Genomic DNA, 21,304 nt, shown 5'->3' with positions numbered 1-21,304 from the left:
GAACGGGATGGACCGAATCGATCACACCGACTTTTTGTTCGATTCGTTCTTGGATAGAAATGTTCATATCAAAATCCCTTCCCCGACCGTAAACGCCTTAAACGCAACCGGCGACGACAGACGAATCCAGGTCGACGGTTTTCCGTATTCCATCGAAGCATCGATAAACGCTTCCAGTGTCTCGACTGTCGGCGTGTACAGTTTGACCATGAAATTAAACGTCCCGGCGAGCCGGTGGCACTCGACGACATCCGGATGATCTTTACAAAACGTGATGAACGCCGCACAGCGTGTCTGCTCGAACATCAAAATCGCCATGATTGTTTTTTCGATCGCGACGGGATTGATGACGGCGCGGTATCCTTTAATCACTCCCCGATCTTCCAACTTCTTGACCCGTTCGTTGACGGCGGGGGTTGACAGGCCGACCGTTTTGCCGAGTTCCGTCCAGGACATTCGTCCGTCCGCCTGCAACGCCCGGATAATGGCGTAATCAATTTCGTCCAATTTTTCACCCTCCTAATATTATGAAGACATATCTTTAAATTACCATTGTTTCTTAGGCGAAGCTACTTGAAAATGAGGAAAACCATCTGTCGGACCGTGACTCCATTTTGTAAAATAAAGATAGGTAAACAAGAAAAGTGAGGTGAGACCGATGCAGGCAACGACGTGTACCCGCTGCGCAGAGGCGTTCAAAGACAACCAAGTGACGTATCATTGTTCGCACAACTGTACATATTGCGCAGATTGTACGAAGACACTCGATTCCATTTGTCAAAATTGCGGGGAAACATTGATTCAAGTACGGCAGTAAATCGATTTTTTCTCTAAAGAAAAAGCCCTCCTGCTTAGGAACGGGCTTTTTTGTCTGCTTCACTGTTGTTCCGCATATTCTTTGAAGCGGTCAAGGATCGCCTGCCAGCCCGCTTGTTGCATCTCGGGCGGATTCGCCGACTCCGCTTCAAATGTTTCGACGACGTTCGTTTCGTCCCCATTTGCTTCGAACAAGACCGTCACGTGGCGACCGTCGTCCAGTGTATAGGCTAATTTTTCGTTCACGACGACATCGTCATAAACACCGGAAAAATCAAACCCCATGCTGCCGTCTTTTGCCGCCATGTGACTGGAAAAACGACCGCCTGCTTGGACATCATTCGTCGCTTCCGTCGTATGCCAATCGTCCGATGCCGCATTTTCCATGCCTTGATGTGCTCCGGTTCCGTCCAGTACGTCCAGACTTCGGCGACGGGTCGTTGGATGACGGTCTCGATTTGTAACACTTGCACCTGACTCATATCAATCGCTCCTTTTCCAAATTCGTTCGCTTACCCCATTTTATTTCTCCATGTGCTGCACAATCCCTGCTCGCTTCACTTATTAAGTCCTCCTTTAACTGCCCGCTCAAAGGATGCCTGTGTCCGGTACTCGTGATCCAACCAAATCCACCGTTTCGCTGTTCCTTTTTTTAATTGATAAGTATTGTGGTCAAACTGATTGCCGGAACTCGTTTTGAAGAAGTTCGCGACAAACAGGTTATCCGGTCCTGTCGTAAATGCATTATGGTCAATCCGATTATCACGGACATCATGTTGGACGAGGAGCTGACCGCCTTCAAGTCCTTTCGTATCATTGCCGGTGACTTGATTATCCGTAATCCGGACCCGTTTCGTGCCCCCGCGCTTTTTATCGTATCCGCCGATTGAAATGCCGGTAAACCGGTTTTGTTTAACCAGATTGCCGCGGACCGTAATGTCTTCTGCATACTTCTTCGCATGTTCACTTGTTACTTCAATCCCGATATCATTTCGCTCGACGGTATTGTGTTCGATTGTCAGCTGTTTCCCGCCGTCGACGTAAATCCCCGCCGCATTGTAGTCCTTGCCGTAGACCGGATTGCCGTAACTCGAACTGTCGGAGACGTGATTCCCGGAGATGACTCCATTACGGACATAATCCTCCGAGTTGTTCGTCGCGACTCCCTCATAGCCGATCAAGTCGATGCCGATATTATCGTTACGACGGACGATGTTGTCCGTGACGGAAAACCCGTCGATGTTGCCGTTTAAGACAAGTGCTTCGCTCGCCCCGAGCCGGTTGTCTTCGACACGATTCCCGCGTACGGTGATTTGCTTCAAGCGACCCGTTCCGTAAATCGCGATTCCATGGGCATTGCCGTCTTTCGCATTCGTTTGGATGCGGCGGACCTGATTATCGATCAGTTGAATGTTCCGTCCTGTCCCGGTGATACATATCCCAATCGGTGTCTCATCGTTTCGTGTCGTCTTGATGTCTGCGACAACCAGTCCTTGAATCGTCACGTACTGCCGGTTTTCGATTCGGATGAGCGTCGTCTCCCCGTCCTGTTTCTTCAACGCCTTCCCACTTAAGACGACTTTTTCCGTTTGGTAATTCCGGAAGACGACCGGTGCCTGTTTCGTTCCGCTGTACCGGACTGTCAACGCTTCCGTGTATGTTCCTTGACGGAGATAGACCGTCGTCCCGGCTTTCGCAAGCTGACTGGCCCGTTTCAGTGTTTTGAGCGGTCGTTTCAACGAACCGGAATTCGTATCTTTGCCGGCTGGCGCGACATACATGACTTTTTTGGAAGCGGTCGCCTCTGCCTGTTCCTGGTTCCATGTCGCTAAACAACCGAACAGTCCAAGCGACAGGAAAAGAATAAATCGTTTTTTCACGCAAATCCCCCCTTTCCGTGAACACTTTTCTGATTGTAAATAACATCCAATCCTTTTATACTTACTTTATTTACATACGAAGGACGTGAAGTGGATGTTGAAACAAATGCTCGTCTGTTCATTATCGGCACTTTTACTTGCCGGTTGCAGTTCGGAAGAGACCGTTCCGAAAAAAGTCGTCAAACCGATGGATTTGCCGTTGACACTCACACTCGATACGACTAAAACTCCATCAGATTCGGATAAAAATGAGGCTGTTTATATCATGACTGGGAAAACCGACAACCTCCTTTACCTGACCGGAATTGAGTATTTTGCATCCGGCGAACAAAAAAATTGGTTTACCGAAACCATCAAACCCGGTCACTATGATGGGGAAAAACTGACACTCGGGCAAGTGTTCGATACGACAAAAGGCTACCGTTCATACATGTTTGACTTAGATGGTCTCATGCAGGAAAAATCCGAGGAGTCAGATGATTTAAAGAAAGTCATGATGAGTGGCGTCGAGTTTCGTGATACGTCATTTCGCCCATCTGAATACGAGGTGTTGATGTTTGAGAAATCAACCGTTCAGGAGTCGATGGGAACAGACTCAATCGACGCCATCCATTCTCCTGAAGATATCCAACTCAAAAAAGGCGAGCGCGCTTTTACGATTTCTTTATCGACAACTCCTGTCGGCAGTTCGAGTGACGATACATTATGAAAACAGACCTGCCCCTTAAGTCAAAGAGGCAGGTCTGTTGTATTCACTTCCGTTGATGCGGTAAGGGAATCGTCAACGGCTTGAAGTCCGGTCCGAGCAGGATCTTCATTAAAAAAATCAGCTGTCCGGTGTGATAGGCATAATGCGCGAGTTGCCGTTCGATTGCGTCAACGACAAGATGCGGTTCCTCGCGAATCAAAACGGTCCGTTCCAAATCGTCCGGTGTCAGGGACGCGAGCGTCGCTTCGACAAGCCGCCAGCCGTCATCCCACAGTTTCAGTAACGTCGCTTTGTCATGACCCTGGTCGATGAACTCAGCGTCCCGGTCGCGGTCCGGCTTTTCGCCGTCCGTCGTCAAAAAATCGGTCCAGCGTGACGTCATATTGTTCGTCATATGCTGAATCAACAGGGCAACGCTGTTCGTGTCCGGCGCCAGTGTCTGATGAAACTGTTCCTCATTCAGCCAACCGAGTGCCTGCTCTGCCGGTTCGCGGACCGCGCGGAACCGTGCTTGAATTGCCGTCAAATACACCTCTTCAAAAGCCATTTTCCTCACTCCTTCTGCTGTTAATCAATCACAAAGTCCACACCTTTTTCTCCATCAATCGGTATCGTCCGTAACGTTTTTAACTGGTCGTCCGTGACAATCAACCGGTATTCACCAGAAGATGACATGTCCGTTTCCGTGAAGTAGGAAGTCTTCTTATACGGATTCCGGTACAAGTAACGGTAATAGTTACCCGGCTTCCAAAAATCAGGTCGGACCGGTTCAACCCGGAACGCTTGTCCGAACGTCCACTTAACGAACCGTTGATCGGTATCGTTTTCACCGGTGTTGATGATTTGATAACCCGTCTGTTTGTTGATCATCCGCATCGGTTCCGTCGCCCAGTAGTTGACATCATCCAATACTGAAAATGACTTTTGCTGCATCGTTCCGTCCGTCTTCAGCTTGATCATCATGCCGTCGGTCGTTGCAAAATACGCGGTGTCTTTCGCGCCGTACAATGCCGTATAGGCATACGGTGCGACATCTTTTCGAATGACGCGTGATTTTCCGGTCCTCTGGTCGAGCAGGACCATTCCGGCCGCCCCTTCTTGATCATCTTCGGTACCGTTGTTGGCGTAAGCAATCGTCTGATCGAGTTCAAGGATTGGTGAATCAACGACCGGCATCAGCCGGTCTTCAATCGGATACCGTTTGTCCGTCCGGACGTTGATCAATTGAATGTTTTCCGACAGCTTTGCAGCGTTTGATGTGACCCAGGCATCTTTCCCGTAATGGGCAATGGATGTGATCGCTGTATTCGGCACCTCGTGTTTCTTGAACGTCCCTCGTTTTAAGTCATACGTAAAAAAGTGGTCCGCTTCGATACCGTCCGGGTGATGGATATAAATATTCCGCGGGTCAGTTCCTTTTTGTGAAAATGCCATCCGATACAAATCCGGATCAGCAATCGCCTCCGTCTTTAATGCTGTTCCCGTTTTTGATAATGTCGTCATCAGTGCCGGCTCTTGCGGATCATCCTGTGTTTCTTTAGAACGGTTAATATCGCTTCCATACAGCAGGATAACCTGACCGTCGTTCGGCTTAAACGTCATCGTCGTGACATCTTTTGATATGATCGGGTAAGAACTGGCTTTTGGTTCTTCGGGATGCGCGCCGATATAGAATGCACTCGCACATCCAGCTGCTGCTAGTCCAGCCGTTCCGTAAATCAATCGTTTTTTCCATGATTGCAGCAAAATCATTCACTCATTTCATTTGTCATTTCGCCCTTCCATTATACCGCTTTTTTTGTAAAAAAATTCTTTTAATCACAACCTCTATTACTTATTGACCAAATATTTCATTAAGAAAAGACACTGTCGCATTAACAGTGCCTTGATGTATCCTCAGTTATCTTGCCGTGACGCCACTGTCGAACGGAAGACAGACGCCTTGAGATATGGCTCGCTTCATCCGTCGCGAGGAACAGGACAGCATGCGCGATTTCTTCCGCATTCCCGACATGACCAAGCGGAACCACCCGTTGCATCACGCGAAACACACTGTTGACGTTATTGATCGTCAACATAGTTTCTTGTTATTTCTCACTAAACAAATAGAGAGTGCACAGTGCTAGCCGTGTCACTCTCCTATACTTTATGAAATTTGTTCAGCCGATTGATTCGCTTCGTTATTGACTTTCTTTTGAGCGACGAATACAAATGCTGCCAAGACGCGCAAAATCAACGGTGTCATTGCGACTGCCATGCCTTGTCCGGCATTTAAGTGTGTCAAAACGGCGCCTGCCATGACGAGTACAAGTAGCCCGCTGAAGACTGAAATAAGTTTCTTTTTCCAGTAACCAATCAATAAGCCGATGGCTGCTACCACTTCAATTGTTCCAACAAAATACATGAACCCTGTTCCATAGCCGTACACGTTTTCAAACGAGTCGACCATTGTCGGATCTGCACTCAGTTTCATAAATCCAAATAATAAAAAGCCAACTACTAACACTCCTTGAATAATTCGTACACTCCACTTCATTTTTACAACCTCCTGTTTTTTCTGTCTCTTACTCTCTTATCATAAAGTCCTGTTTGTGAACTGAGAAGTAGGCACATTAATGTGGTTAAGTATCAAAAAGGATACTACGCATAATCAGCAGGCACTGACGAGACAAGGCTGTCTCAGTTTTTAACCCGATAATAAAAAAAGCAATAGACAAAATTTTCAAATAATTTTATAGTTGAGTTACCTTATTTTGTAAAAGGAGCGTTCGAATGGATATTTCCGTTAATCACCTCTCCCATGCTTTTCAATTAGCCGGGAGTCCATCACTCGTCTTAAACGACCTCACGTGCCAGTTCTCAGCCACCGAAGTGACGGCAATCGTCGGTGCCTCGGGTTCCGGCAAGTCGACCTTTCTCAGTATGATCGGTTCACTCGACCGTCCGACGTCCGGACAAATCGAATACGACGGCCAAGACATCAGCCGTTGGAAAAATCGCCGCCTCTCCGCCTTCCGGGCACAGGAAATCGGCTTCGTCTTTCAACAATTTCACCTTCTGCCTGCGTTGACGGTCAAAGAAAACGTGCTCGTCCCGCTCTTAAAACAAAAAACGGACTTCAATAAAGAAGAGCGGATTGCCCAGATCCTCGAGAAAGTCGGCTTACTTGAAAAACAACACGCGTTACCGGCCCAACTGTCCGGGGGTCAACAGCAACGGGTCGCAATCGCACGGGCGCTGATCAGTCGCCCGCGCTGGATTCTTGCCGATGAACCGACCGGAAATCTTGATTCCGTCACCGGCGAGACAATTTTTCAATTGTTGCTTGACCTGCACAGGGAAGAGCAGTGCGGCATTTTGTTCGTCACCCATGACGTGGCACTTGCCGAACGGGCGGACCGGATTCTGTTCATGCAGGACGGACAAATCATCGAAGATCGTCGTAAGAAGACCATCCAAAGCGGGTAAACGAGACATCACAGCTCTTCTTATCGGCAGCTTTACCAAATGCTCCACGGCTCACCTCGCTACTCATTACAACATCAAGGAGGATTCAGATGCTACGTTTCGTTTTGAACCACTGGCGCCGGCAACGCTTTAAATTCATTTTGACGCTTGTCGGTGCCCTGATTATCAGTGCCGGACTCAGTTTGATGTTCAACCTGACCGATTCAAGTCAAGGTACGGTCGAACAGACATTACAGAAAAAATGGTCGTCCGCTTACGACATCGTCGTCCGACCGAAAGGCAGCCAGATGGCGACCGAAGCGAGTGACCTGCTTGAGCCGAACTATTTGAACGGCATCAACGGCGGGATTTCCTTTCAACAGTATGAGGACATCAAACAGATGAAGGAAGTTGATATTGCCGCACCGATTGCTGTGATGGGGTACGCGAATTCGAGTGTTTCTTACAAAAAAGCGTTAAAGTTTCCGACAAAGCCAGGCATATATCGTTTGACGACGACGAATTACATTCAAAATGGTTTTACGAAAGAACAGCAATCGCAAGAAATCATCCATATTGCACAAGGCACAAAAGTCCCTGTTCCTCAAAATGCCTCCTTTACGACGAATCCAGTTGAATATTTTCAAGATGCCAACGCAAGAAATCCTGCCCTTGTCGTCGCCATCGATCCGGTCGAAGAAGCGCGACTGGTCGGACTGGATGAAAGTGTCAGTTCGAAAAATAAATCGCGTTATTTCTCTAACCTTGATCACCATAAACCTGGAAACAACCCGGGTGAACATATCATTCCCGTCCTCATTAATCCGAATTCCTTTAATCAGGGCAATTATGAATATACGATTGAACGATTGGATGCTCCTTTTGTAACGGAACAAGATCAACAAAAGCTGATTGATGAATTGATTAAAAAACAACCAAAACGTTCCATTACTAACTCTGCCCTTACTACGTATTCTGCTAAAGTCATTCAACATCTCACAATCCCGATGTCTAAAGTAGAAAAAACGTATTTACAACAATTGATAGAAAAAACGAACGCTACTGCCTTAGGCACGGATGAGTTAGAGGGGGCACAATTGCTCTACACATCAGGTCCGCTCCAGTTCAAAACAATCAACAGTCCTTATCCAACCCGTTGGACTACGGCTTATGAGATAAATTCCGCTCCCATCCAAATTAAAAATTGGACATATGGTAAAAATTATTTCCCTGAACATGGATTCCGGTCACTTGAATCGAGTGGTCGAAAAATAAACAAGCCAAAGCCAGGTGAAGTAGACACTGCGTTCCCATACTTATCATTTAATGTTGTCGGTTTATACGACCCGAATAAAATCAACGTCTCAAAAGATCCGCTCAACGAATTACCGATGGAAACATATCGTCCGTCGTCCGCTGATCTCGTCCTTGACGCCGAAGGAAAACCGATCAATCCGGCTAAACCGATTGATACGTCAGGAAACCCGGTCGGTCTATTGACCAGTTCACCGAATATCCTGACGACGCTTGACAGCGCCTTAGCAGTTAACGGGAAACAAGCGATTTCATCCATTCGTTTAAAAGTCAAAGGAGCAGCGACCGTCAGCGAACAGTCGGAACAACTGCTGCAAGACGTGAAAAAACAAATTGAACAAGAGACCGGTCTCGTCGCGACGATCACGAAAGGCTCCTCCCCGCAACCGGTCGTGACGAAAGTCGTTGATGACGGGAAGACACTCGGCTGGATTGAACAGCCGTGGATCCACATCGGTGCCGCGATGACGATTTTCCGTGAGACGAGCGTCGGCTTCTCCGGTGTCATCTTCGCGATGCTTGCCGTCGCCATCGTGTATGTCCTCGCGACGAGCTACGTCTCGATGCTTGCCCGCCGGAAAGAGTTCGCTGTCTTGCTCGCACTCGGCTGGCGGACGAAAGATCTTTACCGGATCGTCATAATTGAAGCCGTACTGCTCGCAGGCTTCGTCTCGCTCGTCGCCCTGCTCGTCGAAAGTATTTTCTCGTATGTCCGCAATGAGACGATGAACGTACTGAGTCTCGTCTTGATCGCCGGGTTCAGCTTACTCATCTACCTGACTGGTGCTGCCTGGTCCGCCTGGACGATTCGTCAGATTTCGCCGTACGAAGCGATTAAGACCGGTGAATACGCCGCATCCTCACACATCAAACTGGGTCTGCGTTCGACCTTTACACTGGCGTTAAAGGAAATCTTCGGTAAATGGAAACGTAATGCCCTGTCGATTCTGTCGATTGCGTTACCGACAGCGCTGTTGACGTTCTTCCTGTTCGTGACGTTCCACTTGCAAGGTGTCCTCTATACGTCCTGGCTCGGCCAGTTCGTCGCGCTTCAAGTCGGCCCGATGCATTACGTGACGATGGGCGTCGCGATCACGATCGCCATCTTGACGACCGGTGAAATCATGTGGCAAAACGTCACCGACCGCCGCGCCTCCCTCGCCATCCTCAAAGCTGTCGGTTGGACAAATCGTTCGATCCGCCAATTGATTCTGCTCGAAGGGATGCTGATCGGATTCGTCGCAGGGCTGGTCGGTCTCAGCATTTCCTATCTGACGATTTACGTCCTGTATGGCTTAGTCCCGTGGGACGAACCGCTCTTGATTGGTGTCTCGCTTGCTTTGCCAATCCTGTTCGGGACAATCGCTTCACTGCTGCCGGCGCAAATCGCGGCACGGGTCAATCCGTATCAAGAGTTGAAAGATGCAGGCTAACCGCATCCATACACAAAACAGGCATGATGGCTCGCGGCCATCATGCCTGTTTTGTGATTCATTGCTTTGGAATCGGCAACGTCTCTGTCAGTCCGAGTTCAATCACTTTATTTTTCTTTAAGCGGTACAACATGTATTGATCCTGCTTGTATGCCTTCAGTTTGACGGCGATTTGGTGCCGCCGCTCCTTACTTTCGTCCGTATCGGCATATGCCGGACGGACCTCGACGATTTGTGCTTTTCCATATTGTTTTTGGACATATTGCGTCACTTTTGCTTGAACCATTTTTTCATAAGCGACGTCCGGTCCCCGGTTGAGGACGACATAGCCGACGCAACCAATCAGTGTCAGTAAAAAGAATGCTAAGATGGACTTTTTCACAATGTTCCTCCTCGGCCAAGCGATTCGTCTTTCCTGTGAAACGTACTTCTTATCGCAAATAGTTGACCGTTCACTTCTTTCTATTTATACACAATCGCTTCGTTTCCTTCTTCCGCATCGATTTAAGTGATTAAATGATGGATGCAATCATTTACGGAGTTTCAAGACGGGTGAATTTTCTTTTAACCGGAAGTCATAATCCGCGGCATTGACATATAACGGAGCTGTATACAGTGACGTCGCATCACTGACTTGTTTATTAAATGCAGCAAACGACAAGGTGTCCTCTTCCCATATCCAGTCACTCGTCTTGCCGGACTCTTTTTCATAGACGTTGCGTGCGAACTGATTCGTCGAACCGCTCGACACGTAATTGGCGATCATGATGCGTGACGGACCCGCCGTCACAGTATTTTCCTCGAAGCGTGTCGTTTCCACATAGTGCTGGACCAACAGTTGTCCGCCGTCTTCGCCCTTCGTATCGTTTCGGTAAAGGACATTTTGTTGAATCACCGTCTGTCGTGTCCCGCCCCGCTTGCTGTCGTAGCCGCCAATCGCGATGCCCGTGTAGTTGTTTTCATACACTGTATTCCCGACGACGTTAATCTGTTCAGCATATTTTCCGTGATGCTCGGATGTCACTTCGATTCCGATATCACTTCGATAGACGGTATTGTTGATGATGTCGATATTTTTCCCGCCGTCGACGTATATCCCGCCGGCAGCATACGCGTTCCCGTAAGCCGGGTTCCCGTAGGACGAGATGTCGTGGACGATATTGCCGGTGACGATTCCGTCCCGAACGTAATCTGTTCCGCTCGTCGCGACGCCCTCGTGCCCGATCAAATCGATTCCGATGTTATCATTTCGGCTGACCCGGTTCTCTTTGACAGTGAAACGTCGGATGTCCCCGTTTAAAACAATTGATTCACTCGAACCGAGCCGGCAATCTTCGACACGATTTTTTGTAAGCGTGATGTCATGCATCGGTTCTGTCCCGTAGACGGCAATCCCGTGCCCGTTTCCGTCTTTCGATGACGTTTCGATCCGGCGGACGGTGTTTTGCTCGAGCGTCACGTCGTGGCTCGGTCCCGTCAGGTAAATGCCGATGATCGTTTCATCGGCACGCTTCGTTTTGATGTCCTCGATGATGAAGCCGCGAATCGTCACGTAGGCCTTCCCGTCCATCGTGATGAGCGCCGTTGTTCCATCTTGCGACTTGAGTTTTTTCCCGCTTAAGATGACTTCATCATTCCGGTACGGTCGAAAGACGACCGGTTTCGCCTTCGTCCCGCTGTTTTTGACGACGAGCGGTTCCGTGTAGACGCCGGCATGGACATATACGGTCGTCCCTGGTTTCGCTAACGCAGCTGCCTGTTTTAGCGTCCGGACCGGGTTTTTCCGGGATCCGTCTTGTACATCGTCACCGTCCAGTGCGACATGAATTTCATTCGCCCTGAGACTCGGATTGATCCAGACGGTATAAAGAAAAGCCCCTCCTAGCAAGAGAAACAAGAGGAGGATGTAACGATTTTTCACAAGCTTCACGTCCTTTAAAAAACGATTTGACGTGCAATCGTTTCGTCTCTTCTTTTCATTATACTTGATTTTCAGAACGGTCTCCTAAAAAAAATCAGAAGCCGCTTCCTCGCTCCTGACGAATCGTTTAGATAACGGTCGTGAATTTTTTCGAAGTTTGATTCAAGGTCTCGGCCGCATGACTGACTGTATCAAACCGGCTTAACGTCTCTTCCATGACGCGGACGCTTGACGAGGCATCTTCGTTCGCCCGGGTAATCCCGGTTTCAATCCGGCTTAATTCCTTGTTCATGTCATCGGTCGTCGTCCGGACGTTGACGACGGCGAGTTCGACGAGTTTCGAAAGATTTCTGACTTCCATCGCAACGACGTTAAATCCACTCCCGTGTTCACCCGCGCGTGCTGCTTCAATCGAGGCGTTCAAAGACAACAAGTTCGTTTGGGCGGCAATCTCTTTAATCGTCCCGGCGATTTTTGTGATTTCCGACGATTGTGCCTGTAAGTTCGCTAACGTCTGCAAATTGTTTTTGGCATCCGTCGCCATTTTTTCAATCGTTCGCTTCAATTCTTCACTTTCCTGCTTTCCTTGAAGCGAACGCTCATCGAGATGTGTCGCAATTTCTTCGAAGGATGTCGCATATTCTGCAATCGTTTCCTGTCGCGCCGTAATGTCTGACGCAATCTTGACGACGCCGACGACCTGATCATTTTCGTAAATCGGCATATACGTCGCTTCGAGCCAAATCGCATTGCCCCGCGAATCAATCCGCTTGATTTTGTCGGCGGCACTGAAACCGCTCAGTAACTTATTCCAAAGTTCCTGGTAAGCAGGGCTGTTGACGAATTCCGGTGGACAAAACAGATGATGGTGCATCCCAATCATTTCGTCGCGTCGGTATTTCATCGTCTTCGCGAACAGATCATTGACGTCGACGACACGGCGTTGTACGTCAAACCGGATCATGGCGACATTTGTTTTTAAGGCTTCCAGGACATGGGTGGATGAGAGTGTTTTTTCGTTTGAAAGAAATGTAGTCAAGTGGGTGGTCTCCTTAGCTTAAATCTTCTCCCGTGTACAACCGTCTGTTTTATACATGGAGAAGTTTTTTAATAATGTACATAATGGAATGATTGACAATTAATTCTAAATATTAATAGTAAGAATTAAAGATAAATGGTAAAAAAAAGATTTGGGTCATTTTTACGTAAAATTCTTTATCCTCATATACTATACGTATTAAGTAATTATATCCTGATTTATCAGGTTTTAAACTTTTTTCCGAATTAAATCATGATTTAAATTTAAATGACGTTTTGTAAGCAGAGTTACAGCCTTTCTGCTACAGATGGTGTAAGGTAATAAGTAGATTTAACATTAAGGAGGAATAGAATACAATGAGTACATTTCAACTAGGTACACATATTCCATCATTTACGCTCCCTTCTACAACAGGTGAAGATTATCACTATCCTTCATCGAAAAAACAAGACAACAATTGGCAGCTAATCATCTTCTTTAGAGGGGCATGGTGTCCTGTTTGTGTCGCAGATTTAAAGGAACTTGAAGAAAATAAAGGCTTTTTTGATAAACATGGCGTCGATCTCATTACGATTGCGACGGATCAATTAAAAAATTTGTCGGAAATGACTTCAAAAGAGCAACTGTCCTTCCCTGTGCTCTCCGATGAAGAGCTGAAGGTCCTTAAAGACTTTGACGTCTATTACCACGGTGAAGATTCACCTTATGAGGATCATGGATTACATGGTGAGCCGGCTTATTTCCTTGTTGATGAAACAGGATCTCTTCTTTATCAGCAACGGCAAACTAGCCCGTTTGGTCGTCCTACTGCTACTGAACTTCGTAAAATCATTATGTACATTAAGAAGAACTTAAAATGATAAAAAAATAAATGGGTGAACGCTTATTTCATTCACTCCAATGAAAAATGTATCCAACAAAAACCAGGCTGCCCTTACACGGATAAAATACTGTGTAAGGGCAGCCTGATTAACTTGTTGATTTCTAAAACTCCTACTAGCTGGACTCCGAAATTAAACTCACGTTCATCCTCCCCCTAAGGAGTGGACTTTCTCGTTCACAAATCCTGTAATGTGTGAAACTAACCGACATTAAAGTCTGAATATTCAGTCAATTATTCACGTTATTATCTTGAAAGACTCCAATTATATTCATCGAACTTCCACATCACTCATGATGAATTCAAACGTTCCCATACAATTGCGGGGAGCTTGTCCCTGCGGAATAATGAAATGATCTCCCGCTTGAACCGGTACATTTTCAATCTCTCCGTGCCCGTTTAAAATTGTGATCGTACGGAAACGTTCAAGTGGCTTAAGGACAAACCCGTCTTTTACTTTGACGTGATATACGTTGAATTCCGGAACTTTAATAAGCGTCGTGATCTCTGCGTTTGTCACTTGCTTCGTCTCTGTTCGTCCGTAAAACGTAACATCGGGTGTTGTAATGACATTAAACGCTTGTTCAAGGTGCAAAACTCTTTTTTCTCCAACATCATCAATACGGTCGAAATCATACAGCCGGTAGGTCGTATCAGAAGATTGTTGTGTCTCAAGAACCACAATGCCTTTTCCAATCGCATGGATCGTTCCGCTCGGTACAAAAATAAAATCGCCCGCTTTGACACGTTGTGTCCGCAACAAGGTACTCCATTCAGCTTGTTCGATTGACTCTCGCAACGCTTCTTTCGTTCGGGCAGTATGACCTAAAATGATTTCCGCATCTTTTTCTGCTTCGATGACATACCAGCATTCCGTTTTTCCGTATGCTTCACCCTCCAGCTCAAAAGCTTGTTCATCACTCGGATGGACCTGAACCGACAGATCTTTTTCTGCATCGAGAATCTTCACTAATAGTGGGAATTCCGCTAATGTGTAGTCGCCGAACAATTCCCGTTCCTCAGACCATAACCGTTCTATTGAGTAGCCGGCATAGTGTCCTGTTTCAATGATGCTCATTCCATTGGGATGACCCGAAATCCCCCAACATTCGCCGATTGGACCGTCAGGAATTTCATAGTTAAAACGTGAGGCGAGCTTTCGTCCCCCCCAAAGCCGTTCTTGAAATACAGGTGTACATTTTAAAATCATTTTCGGCTTCATCCTTTCATCTCATCGTCATCCATAGTGCATATAGATTGGCCGCCGTGTACTTCAGAGTGTCATATGCTTTTTTAGGCTGCATCATCTCCTCTAGCGCGACCGGTTGTTGTGTAATCGAAAACGCAGCTGTGATCCCTGCTGTTCTTATGTGTTCAATCGATGCGTCGACACTTCCGCCTAATAAAATAACGGGGATGCCGAACCGGTGTCCGAATTGCCCGATTGCTTGCGGCAATTTCCCTTGAAACGTCTGTCCGTCAATTTTTCCTTCACCTGAAAAAATAAACGCATAGTCCGCTATTTGCGCCATGACCCCTGTTTCCTCCAAAATCAGTTCAGCCCCGCGTTTTAATTCAGCCTGTAAGAGCGACGAACAAGCACCTCCTAATCCACCTGCGGCACCTGCTCCTTGAATAGACTGAACATCTATTCCAGTATGTTCCGTAATTACTTTTGCTACATGGATGAGACGGTCATTCAGCTCGACAACATCACGCTCGGATGCCCCTTTTTGGGGACCGTATACATATGCAGCTCCAGTTGGACCGTAGAAAACATTATCGACATCACAAATGATTGTGAATTGACAATCTTCGAGAGCAGGGTGAACCCGTGTCTCATCGATGGACGCCAAAGAAGTAAGTTCTTGCATCTCTGTAATTTCTGTCCCGTCCTGTGCCAGAAATCGGTACCCCAATGCCTGAAGCATGCCGACCCCTGCATCAGTCGTCGCCGAACCGCCGAGTCCTAAGTAAATCCGCCGTGCTCCTGACGACAGGGCATCTGTAATTAATTGTCCGACCCCGAACGATGTCGCAGTTAGCGGATTCCGTTCTTCCTTTTTCAGTTGTGGTAATCCACAAGCAGATGCGACTTCGATCACGGCACGTTTTGTCTTTTTGTTATGACCATATACGGCTTCAGTCGGACGGCCGTTTGCATCATGCACAGTAACTTTCCGTCTCGTTAAATTAAAGGGGCCAGTCAAGGCAGCGACCGTTCCTTCGCCGCCATCTGCCACCTCGATCGATTGTATGGATTGATTCGGATTGATTTGACGAATTCCTTCCATGACCGCCCCGTTTGCCTGAGCTGAACTTAAACTTCCTTTAAAAGAGTCCATTGCGACTAAAATGGTTTGTCGTTCTTGCATTCGTCAGCCCTCCTGTCGTTTTACAGACCTTCAAATCAGACCATGGTCTGACGGTTAATTATCTTTTAATAAGAATTGTTTTTACTTGGTTCGGTGCGACCTCATAAGATTTGTCTTGTACCGCTGACGTGATTTCAACTGGATGTGCTTCGTTTAAATTGACTTCATGGAACGTTCCCGTTTGGTTTGATTTAAATCGAACAGATCGGCTGGTCGTCGTCGGATTGAAGACACGAAGAATGAGTCCTTCCCCTTGCTCTGCTTTTTTCAACGTACTCATGATAATCCCCGTCGATTCGAGTTCGAATAACGAATACGATACCGGCAAATGGAGTCCGGTCGGATTTAAACGCATCGCATCGTGCGGGATTTTATTGTAAGCAACAGTCGGTGATAAGTGACGCTTAGCGCAAACGGCCAGTTCTTCTTCTTTGCGGAGTGAAACGAGACCGAAATCAAAGCTGTATGTTCCGATCATCTGCGAATCCGGTGTCGCTAATTTGATTCCTGACGGACGACCCGGGCGGCGTACGAGCTCTTCTTTTCCGAGTACACCTACGCTACGGAACAGCGTAACTGCAAGCGTTGGTCGAGCTCCTGCAATGACCTCATATTCCCGTGAGCTGTTCGTGATTAAACCGAGTCCGTTCTCTGTCTCATCATCCTTTAGCCCAACATACGATAACATCGGGAAGATACCGTCTGGTCGTTCATTCCATTGTTCCTCTTCCCACACACGGAGCGCATCATCGACGAAGGGGCGGTGTATTACACCAAACTGATTATCTGAAAATGTTTGCCGGGTGTTTACTTCTGCCGGAATCAACAAACGTAAACGGTGGTCCTTCGCGTTGTTCGTAATCGTCACATTAAAGGCAATAACAGGATCGTCATGCTTTAAGACGATTTCAAGCGCGACCGTCATCTCTTTCGTCCGTTTGCCTTGCTTCCGCTCTTCTAAATCTGCCGGTACAGCGAAGCGGTGATCAATTCGGATCATTACCCGATAATTTGTTTGTGTGACTTCGATTGTCGGGCGATCCGTTTCTGTCGTAATACTCACATCATGAAGCAGGGGCGAATAATCATATTCATCTCCATCGTCCCCACTGTCCTCAAGCAGGAAGAGATCGCGGTACGTCCGATTCGACTGTTTATCTGTCACATCAAGTGTACCGTTCGACTGAATTACTACGTGATAAAGCGCTGTGTCACATTCCGTTATACCTGTTTCCGCCTGCGGCAACGCGTCCGGAGTCGCACTCTCTTCAACAACGAAAAGTGTTTCATAACTCAAGGCCGGAAGTGTGATATCAAGTTCAATTGTGTAACGATAAAACGGATCATAGTTTCCATAGTGGACGATTTGGCGGTCAATCAGCCCCGGATCGATGACTGCTTTTTTCATCAACTGATAAGGAACAGGCTGCCCTGCTTCCGTTTCCAGACGGATATTTTCAAATTTACTGATGATTTCCGTCGTCGTTGTGGTCGTTTCCTGACTCGCATTCAAATTAAAGAAGGTTAACCGGTCTTCCATTCGCTCCGTCGCAATCGAATCGACAATCTTTCTTTTATAGAATGAAATCAATTGATCGGTTTTTTCGTTTGCAATGAAAAAACGGTTGTAAATTTCTTGATGGACTTTATCGGAGCAACAACATCCGATGCTATCATGGGCATGATTTTTCATGATTTCTTTCCAAATCAATTCGACTAGCCCGTGATGGTATTCAATCCCAAGTGAATAGGCAAGGCTCATTAACGGTTCTAATGTATTCGTCAGCTTGTTTTCGATTTGAGTATTCATCGCTTTGATGTCCATCCGTGTCGAATAGATGCTACGGTGAACACGCATATATTTCCCATCTAAAAACTCTCCTGAAATGGTCGGCAGATTAAGTTGTTGCTCCAGTTGATCAAATAAATCTTCGTATCGACTCAAGAAAAACTCGCGTTCCGGATACAGACGATGTAGTTGTTCGATGACTTCCGTAATGTTTTGCTGGAGCGGCATTTGATCATGACCATTCGGTAACAGCAGATGATCTCCGGTCGCACCCTTATCGAGGACAGGCAAATATTTATCCATTCGCTTTCTTAGTGCCGTTTCTTCAGTCGGTAAATATTTACCGATTGCATAGCCGAGCGGCATCAGCTGGACGAGTACATTGGAACCGTCCGCTGAATTCCAGTTGAATTCAGTTTTGTTCGTTCCATGCCGTTCCGACGTTCCTCGCCAGAAAATCGAGCGTTCGATATCGAATCCGTTCAAAATCATCGGCATTTGTGCCGACTGCCCGAACGAATCCGGTAAATAACCAATCTTCATATGGGGACCAAATTCACCTGAATCTTTAATGCCGTACAATAAGTTTCTGACAATCGACTCCCCGCCTACAATCATTTCGTCTGTTTGGGTATACCAAGGTCCAATAATCAATTTTCCTGATTGAACTAGCTGTTTTATCCGTGACCGGTTCTCCGGCTTTACCGCAAGATAATCTTCGAGGATTGATGTTTGTCCATCTAAAACGTAATATGGATAATTTTCATCCGTTTCAAGCCTTTCCATGATTTCTTCTAAATTATTGACTAATAAGATGCGTGATTCTTCGGTCGAGAAGTACCATTCCCGATCCCAGTGCATATGTGGTACGACATGAACATTTTTCATTGTTTCCAGCTCCCTTTAAGCAACATTTTTCAGTGCATCCTGATGCTTTTTATTTTTATGTTTTCGAGTGAGAAGGAGAAGGACCATCGAAATGAACGCTCCAACCAATGCCGCACCAAGCCATACTGATGCCGCAAGTACGAGGGGTTGTCCCTGAAGTAATGCCAACGAAAAGATACCTGCTCCCGGTACGTTCAGACCGATTCCGAAATAGGCCACAATCGCTCCCGTCACGGCGGATCCTGCGACTAATGAGGGAATGACACGGAGGGGATCATTAATCATGAAAGGAATCGCCCCTTCCGTAATCCCTGCTAAACCGAGTAACCAGGTTTGTTTTCCAATTTCCCGTTCTTCTTTAGTGAACGCCTCTTTGCCTAGGCGGGTTGCACCGGTTACGGCAAACGCTGATACCATCTTGACTGAAGCAAATGTGGCATACGGGATTAAATTTCCGCTCGCCATCGCTCCGATACAAAATGTATACGCCGCTTTATTGATTGGTCCACCGAGATCAAACGAAACCATCGCACCAATGATTGCCCCGAGTAATAAAGCATTAGCCCCCTCTAATCCATCCAGCCAAGAAATCAGTCCTGTATTTAAATACGCTAACGGACGACCGACGACAAATAACATGATTGACCCGACGACAAGTGTTCCGACGACCGGATAAAACCAAAAACTGATAAACCCGGCAAATGTACCCTTCGGTTTAACTTTTTGCTTTAAGAATTTGAGGAAATATCCGGCAAGTAAGCCTCCGAGCATTCCACCTAAGAAGCCACTACCGATTAAGTTGGCTGCGACTCCGGCAGCAAATCCAGGTCCTAGAGCAGGCTTATCAGCAATCGAATACGCCATGTATGCAGCTAAAATCGGAATCATTAACTGACCGAGCAGGGATCCCCCTAATTGACGCAGTAACCATAACCACGAACCTTCTTCCGCATAGAGCGCCTGTAAATCAAACAGTTGGGAGATGAAGACGGCGACGGCAAGCGTCATCCCTCCGGCAACGATAACCGGAATGATATGCGAGATACCTGTCAGCAATGACGCTTTCACTTCGCTTTTCCAATTCGTCGGCTCCTCATCCGCTTCATCCGCCATCCGGTCAGCATCAGACTTCACATTTTCACTTTTCGTCAAAGCTTTTTCCAGGAGATCCTTTGCACTACGAAGCGGGGCAGCGACTGATGTTTTTATAGACGGAATGCCTTTAAAACGTGCTTCGTCCTTTACCGCGACGTCAACTGCAAAGATGACGGCATCTGCCTGCTGTAAATCTTTGGCTGCATGTCGGTCTTCGATTCCGTTTGCGCCTTGTTTTTCAACCTTCACTTCGATGCCAAGTTCGCGACCGGCCTTAATCAATGCTTCGGCTGCCATGTACGTATGCGCAATCCCTGCCGGACATGCTGTAACTGCCAGTACTAACTTTCCAGACGAAGGAACTTCTGCTGTTGAGTCCGTCTTTTCATCGACAGAGGCGTCTAAGGCTGCCAGTAAGTCTTCTGCTGAACGCGATTGAAGGAGGCGGTTTTTGTAGTCTTCGTTTGAAAGACGGGTTACAAATTCAGCCAATAGTGTCAAATGGGTTGATCCCGCTTCCGCTGAAGGAATCGCCAGCAGGATGACCAGCTCCACCTTGTTTGCCGGATCAATGCTTTCCCAGTCCGTTATCGGTTTTGTCAACGTCGCAATCGCAAATGATGCTTCTCTGACACTATCTGACTTACCATGGGGAATCGCAAGCCCCCCTTCAAATCCTGTCGGTGACAGTCCCTCCCGAGCGATGACTGCTTCATAAAATGCTTCTTCCGATGAAATTTTACCGGCTTCGGCGAGTTCGTGAATTAAAAAGCGAATCGCTTGATCTTTTGAATCAAATGCCTGTTGAACATGTAAAAGTGAGGTTGATGTATTCGCTTGCAACAACATGTTTGTAACCCCTTTCATTTTTACTTTTAATGAATTACCTGTAGTGTATCAACAAAAAAAGAAGAAGCTTGATTCTTCTTCTTCTTTCACATCCTTTTCTTTTGTAAGGGTTTTCATGTGTATAAATACACATCACTTGTGATTTTTCCAATACTGTTCTAACAGATGACGCAACAAGTAAAAAATCGGAGTCGGGTTTGTAATGTTGTGATGTAATAAGCGTTCAGGGGGCGAATAAAAATAGAGGCGGTAATCGGCATAGTTCACGAGGCTGTTATGCGTAAAGTGGGTGATACTGACAATCGGAATGTTTTTCTCTTTTGCCCGCCCTGCCAGTTCAATGACGGCTTCACTCTCGCCAGAAACGGATATCAAAAGAAGTAAGTCCTTCGGTGTCATCGCTTCTAGTTCCGTGATTGTCGTATGACGGTGAAGATAAAACTCACATTTTTTATTAACGACTCGATACCCTTGCACCAAGTATTCGCAATAGGTGACAGAGTCTCCAATACCGTATACGAGTACGCGACGGGCTTGTTCGAGTAAATGATGAACTTGCTCGACATGTACTTCATCGATGAGTTCTTTCGTCTTTTTTAATACGTCACCCGGCACATCTTCTTCATTTGCTTCAAGTTCATGCTTGATTGCATTTTTCATGTGCGAAAAACCGTCATAGCCTAATTTTTTAGCTAACCGGACGATTGTATTCGGGACTGTAAAAGATTCTTCCGCAATCGCCTGAATCGACATGCGTGTTACGTTCGTAAAATGATCGTTGATATATGAAATAATCTGATCGTCTGTATCGTTCAGGTGATATTCATACTTTTGAATCCGTTCCTTAAAAGTCAACATATACCCCACTC

The 21,304-nt window shown here is 46.7% G+C and carries 20 protein-coding genes; 5 read left to right on the top strand and 15 right to left on the bottom strand.

Annotated elements, in window-relative coordinates:
• Positions 1 to 63 precede the first annotated feature (63 nt).
• A complete protein-coding gene (locus KNQ02_RS09370; protein ID WP_214808204.1) occupies positions 64 to 507 on the bottom strand; it encodes an Lrp/AsnC family transcriptional regulator in 444 nt (147 codons plus the stop codon).
• Between the two features lie 151 nt (positions 508 to 658).
• On the opposite strand from KNQ02_RS09370, the gene KNQ02_RS15820 reads away from it, so the two are divergent.
• The gene (locus tag KNQ02_RS15820) at positions 659 to 817 is read left to right on the top strand and encodes a DUF1272 domain-containing protein (RefSeq protein ID WP_088837093.1); all 159 of its coding nucleotides are present in this window, start codon (positions 659 to 661) and stop codon (positions 815 to 817) included.
• A gap of 59 nt (positions 818 to 876) precedes the next feature.
• Here KNQ02_RS15820 and KNQ02_RS09360 read toward each other — a convergent pair whose 3' ends face one another.
• Positions 877 to 1,203 carry an SRPBCC domain-containing protein gene (locus KNQ02_RS09360; protein ID WP_371816414.1) on the bottom strand — a complete coding sequence of 109 codons (327 nt, stop codon included), beginning with the start codon at positions 1,201 to 1,203 and terminating at the stop codon, positions 877 to 879.
• Between the two features lie 170 nt (positions 1,204 to 1,373).
• On the bottom strand, positions 1,374 to 2,696 hold the full coding sequence (locus KNQ02_RS09355) for a right-handed parallel beta-helix repeat-containing protein (RefSeq protein WP_214801614.1): 1,323 nt from the start codon (positions 2,694 to 2,696) through the stop codon (positions 1,374 to 1,376).
• A 94-nt stretch (positions 2,697 to 2,790) separates the two neighbouring features.
• Between KNQ02_RS09355 and KNQ02_RS09350 the strand changes: the two genes are divergently transcribed.
• Positions 2,791 to 3,405: a hypothetical protein gene (locus KNQ02_RS09350; protein ID WP_214808201.1), complete on the top strand. Its 615-nt coding sequence runs from the start codon at positions 2,791 to 2,793 to the stop codon at positions 3,403 to 3,405.
• A 43-nt stretch (positions 3,406 to 3,448) separates the two neighbouring features.
• Here the strand turns inward: KNQ02_RS09350 and KNQ02_RS09345 are convergent, their stop codons facing one another.
• The 4 genes from KNQ02_RS09345 to KNQ02_RS09330 all read right to left on the bottom strand — a co-directional run bounded on the left by KNQ02_RS09345 (position 3,449) and on the right by KNQ02_RS09330 (position 5,941).
• The gene (locus KNQ02_RS09345; protein ID WP_214808198.1) at positions 3,449 to 3,952 is read right to left on the bottom strand and encodes a DUF1572 family protein; all 504 of its coding nucleotides are present in this window, start codon (positions 3,950 to 3,952) and stop codon (positions 3,449 to 3,451) included.
• 20 nt (positions 3,953 to 3,972) lie between these two features.
• Positions 3,973 to 5,157, bottom strand: coding sequence for a hypothetical protein (locus KNQ02_RS09340; protein ID WP_251135051.1), 1,185 nt, complete (start codon positions 5,155 to 5,157; stop codon positions 3,973 to 3,975).
• Between the two features lie 122 nt (positions 5,158 to 5,279).
• Positions 5,280 to 5,483, bottom strand: a complete 204-nt coding sequence (locus tag KNQ02_RS09335) for a hypothetical protein (protein WP_214808192.1) — start codon at positions 5,481 to 5,483, stop codon at positions 5,280 to 5,282.
• Positions 5,484 to 5,551: 68 nt separating this feature from the next.
• Positions 5,552 to 5,941 carry a DoxX family protein gene (locus tag KNQ02_RS09330; RefSeq protein ID WP_214808188.1) on the bottom strand — a complete coding sequence of 130 codons (390 nt, stop codon included), beginning with the start codon at positions 5,939 to 5,941 and terminating at the stop codon, positions 5,552 to 5,554.
• 236 nt (positions 5,942 to 6,177) lie between these two features.
• Between KNQ02_RS09330 and KNQ02_RS09325 the strand changes: the two genes are divergently transcribed.
• Together KNQ02_RS09325 and KNQ02_RS09320 are read left to right on the top strand one after the other, a co-directional pair.
• Complete coding sequence (locus KNQ02_RS09325; protein ID WP_214808185.1) at positions 6,178 to 6,873, top strand: ABC transporter ATP-binding protein; 696 nt, start codon at positions 6,178 to 6,180, stop codon at positions 6,871 to 6,873.
• A gap of 89 nt (positions 6,874 to 6,962) precedes the next feature.
• Complete coding sequence (locus tag KNQ02_RS09320; protein WP_214808182.1) at positions 6,963 to 9,599, top strand: ABC transporter permease; 2,637 nt, start codon at positions 6,963 to 6,965, stop codon at positions 9,597 to 9,599.
• Positions 9,600 to 9,657: 58 nt separating this feature from the next.
• Here KNQ02_RS09320 and KNQ02_RS09315 read toward each other — a convergent pair whose 3' ends face one another.
• The 3 genes from KNQ02_RS09315 to KNQ02_RS09305 form a co-directional block, all read right to left on the bottom strand.
• Positions 9,658 to 9,981 carry a hypothetical protein gene (locus tag KNQ02_RS09315; protein WP_088837084.1) on the bottom strand — a complete coding sequence of 108 codons (324 nt, stop codon included), beginning with the start codon at positions 9,979 to 9,981 and terminating at the stop codon, positions 9,658 to 9,660.
• 147 nt (positions 9,982 to 10,128) lie between these two features.
• Entirely contained in the window at positions 10,129 to 11,520 is a 1,392-nt protein-coding gene (locus KNQ02_RS09310; RefSeq protein ID WP_214808179.1) for a DUF1565 domain-containing protein, read from the bottom strand.
• A 127-nt stretch (positions 11,521 to 11,647) separates the two neighbouring features.
• A complete protein-coding gene (locus KNQ02_RS09305) occupies positions 11,648 to 12,559 on the bottom strand; it encodes a methyl-accepting chemotaxis protein (RefSeq protein WP_088837083.1) in 912 nt (303 codons plus the stop codon).
• 356 nt (positions 12,560 to 12,915) lie between these two features.
• On the opposite strand from KNQ02_RS09305, the gene KNQ02_RS09300 reads away from it, so the two are divergent.
• Complete coding sequence (locus KNQ02_RS09300) at positions 12,916 to 13,419, top strand: peroxiredoxin family protein (RefSeq protein WP_214808176.1); 504 nt, start codon at positions 12,916 to 12,918, stop codon at positions 13,417 to 13,419.
• A 291-nt stretch (positions 13,420 to 13,710) separates the two neighbouring features.
• Here the strand turns inward: KNQ02_RS09300 and manA are convergent, their stop codons facing one another.
• The 5 genes from manA to KNQ02_RS09275 all read right to left on the bottom strand — a co-directional run bounded on the left by manA (position 13,711) and on the right by KNQ02_RS09275 (position 21,293).
• Entirely contained in the window at positions 13,711 to 14,649 is a 939-nt protein-coding gene (gene manA / locus KNQ02_RS09295; RefSeq protein ID WP_214766015.1) for a mannose-6-phosphate isomerase, class I, read from the bottom strand.
• 16 nt (positions 14,650 to 14,665) lie between these two features.
• Complete coding sequence (locus tag KNQ02_RS09290; RefSeq protein WP_214808173.1) at positions 14,666 to 15,814, bottom strand: glycerate kinase; 1,149 nt, start codon at positions 15,812 to 15,814, stop codon at positions 14,666 to 14,668.
• A 58-nt stretch (positions 15,815 to 15,872) separates the two neighbouring features.
• Positions 15,873 to 18,491 (bottom strand): mannosylglycerate hydrolase, encoded by a 2,619-nt coding sequence (mngB, locus tag KNQ02_RS09285; protein WP_214808170.1) that lies wholly within the window; start codon positions 18,489 to 18,491, stop codon positions 15,873 to 15,875.
• A 15-nt stretch (positions 18,492 to 18,506) separates the two neighbouring features.
• Positions 18,507 to 20,435: a PTS 2-O-a-mannosyl-D-glycerate transporter subunit IIABC gene (gene mngA / locus KNQ02_RS09280; RefSeq protein ID WP_214808168.1), complete on the bottom strand. Its 1,929-nt coding sequence runs from the start codon at positions 20,433 to 20,435 to the stop codon at positions 18,507 to 18,509.
• A gap of 132 nt (positions 20,436 to 20,567) precedes the next feature.
• Positions 20,568 to 21,293: a MurR/RpiR family transcriptional regulator gene (locus tag KNQ02_RS09275; protein WP_088837078.1), complete on the bottom strand. Its 726-nt coding sequence runs from the start codon at positions 21,291 to 21,293 to the stop codon at positions 20,568 to 20,570.
• Positions 21,294 to 21,304: the final 11 nt, after the last annotated feature.

It is taken from the genome of Exiguobacterium sp. s102 (assembly GCF_018618635.1).
Classification (GTDB): Bacteria; Bacillota; Bacilli; order Exiguobacteriales; family Exiguobacteriaceae; genus Exiguobacterium_A; species Exiguobacterium_A oxidotolerans.
The sequence above is the reverse complement of the archived record's forward strand: the minus strand, read 5'-3'. Positions and strand labels throughout refer to the sequence as shown.

Excerpts from the sequence above, each read along its gene's own strand:
- KNQ02_RS09290 (WP_214808173.1), bottom strand. The coding sequence starts at position 15,814 with ATGCAAGAACGACAAACCATTTTAGTCGCAATGGACTCTTTTAAAGGA.
- KNQ02_RS09340 (WP_251135051.1), bottom strand. The coding sequence starts at position 5,157 with ATGATTTTGCTGCAATCATGGAAAAAACGATTGATTTACGGAACGGCT.
- KNQ02_RS09360 (WP_371816414.1), bottom strand. The coding sequence starts at position 1,203 with ATGGAAAATGCGGCATCGGACGATTGGCATACGACGGAAGCGACGAAT.
- KNQ02_RS09275 (WP_088837078.1), bottom strand. The coding sequence starts at position 21,293 with ATGTTGACTTTTAAGGAACGGATTCAAAAGTATGAATATCACCTGAAC.
- KNQ02_RS09335 (WP_214808192.1), bottom strand. The coding sequence starts at position 5,483 with ATGTTGACGATCAATAACGTCAACAGTGTGTTTCGCGTGATGCAACGG.
- KNQ02_RS09345 (WP_214808198.1), bottom strand. The coding sequence starts at position 3,952 with ATGGCTTTTGAAGAGGTGTATTTGACGGCAATTCAAGCACGGTTCCGC.
- mngA (WP_214808168.1), bottom strand. The coding sequence starts at position 20,435 with ATGTTGTTGCAAGCGAATACATCAACCTCACTTTTACATGTTCAACAG.
- KNQ02_RS09330 (WP_214808188.1), bottom strand. The coding sequence starts at position 5,941 with ATGAAGTGGAGTGTACGAATTATTCAAGGAGTGTTAGTAGTTGGCTTT.
- KNQ02_RS09320 (WP_214808182.1), top strand. The coding sequence starts at position 6,963 with ATGCTACGTTTCGTTTTGAACCACTGGCGCCGGCAACGCTTTAAATTC.
- KNQ02_RS09350 (WP_214808201.1), top strand. The coding sequence starts at position 2,791 with ATGTTGAAACAAATGCTCGTCTGTTCATTATCGGCACTTTTACTTGCC.
- KNQ02_RS15820 (WP_088837093.1), top strand. The coding sequence starts at position 659 with ATGCAGGCAACGACGTGTACCCGCTGCGCAGAGGCGTTCAAAGACAAC.
- mngB (WP_214808170.1), bottom strand. The coding sequence starts at position 18,491 with ATGAAAAATGTTCATGTCGTACCACATATGCACTGGGATCGGGAATGG.
- manA (WP_214766015.1), bottom strand. The coding sequence starts at position 14,649 with ATGATTTTAAAATGTACACCTGTATTTCAAGAACGGCTTTGGGGGGGA.
- KNQ02_RS09325 (WP_214808185.1), top strand. The coding sequence starts at position 6,178 with ATGGATATTTCCGTTAATCACCTCTCCCATGCTTTTCAATTAGCCGGG.
- KNQ02_RS09300 (WP_214808176.1), top strand. The coding sequence starts at position 12,916 with ATGAGTACATTTCAACTAGGTACACATATTCCATCATTTACGCTCCCT.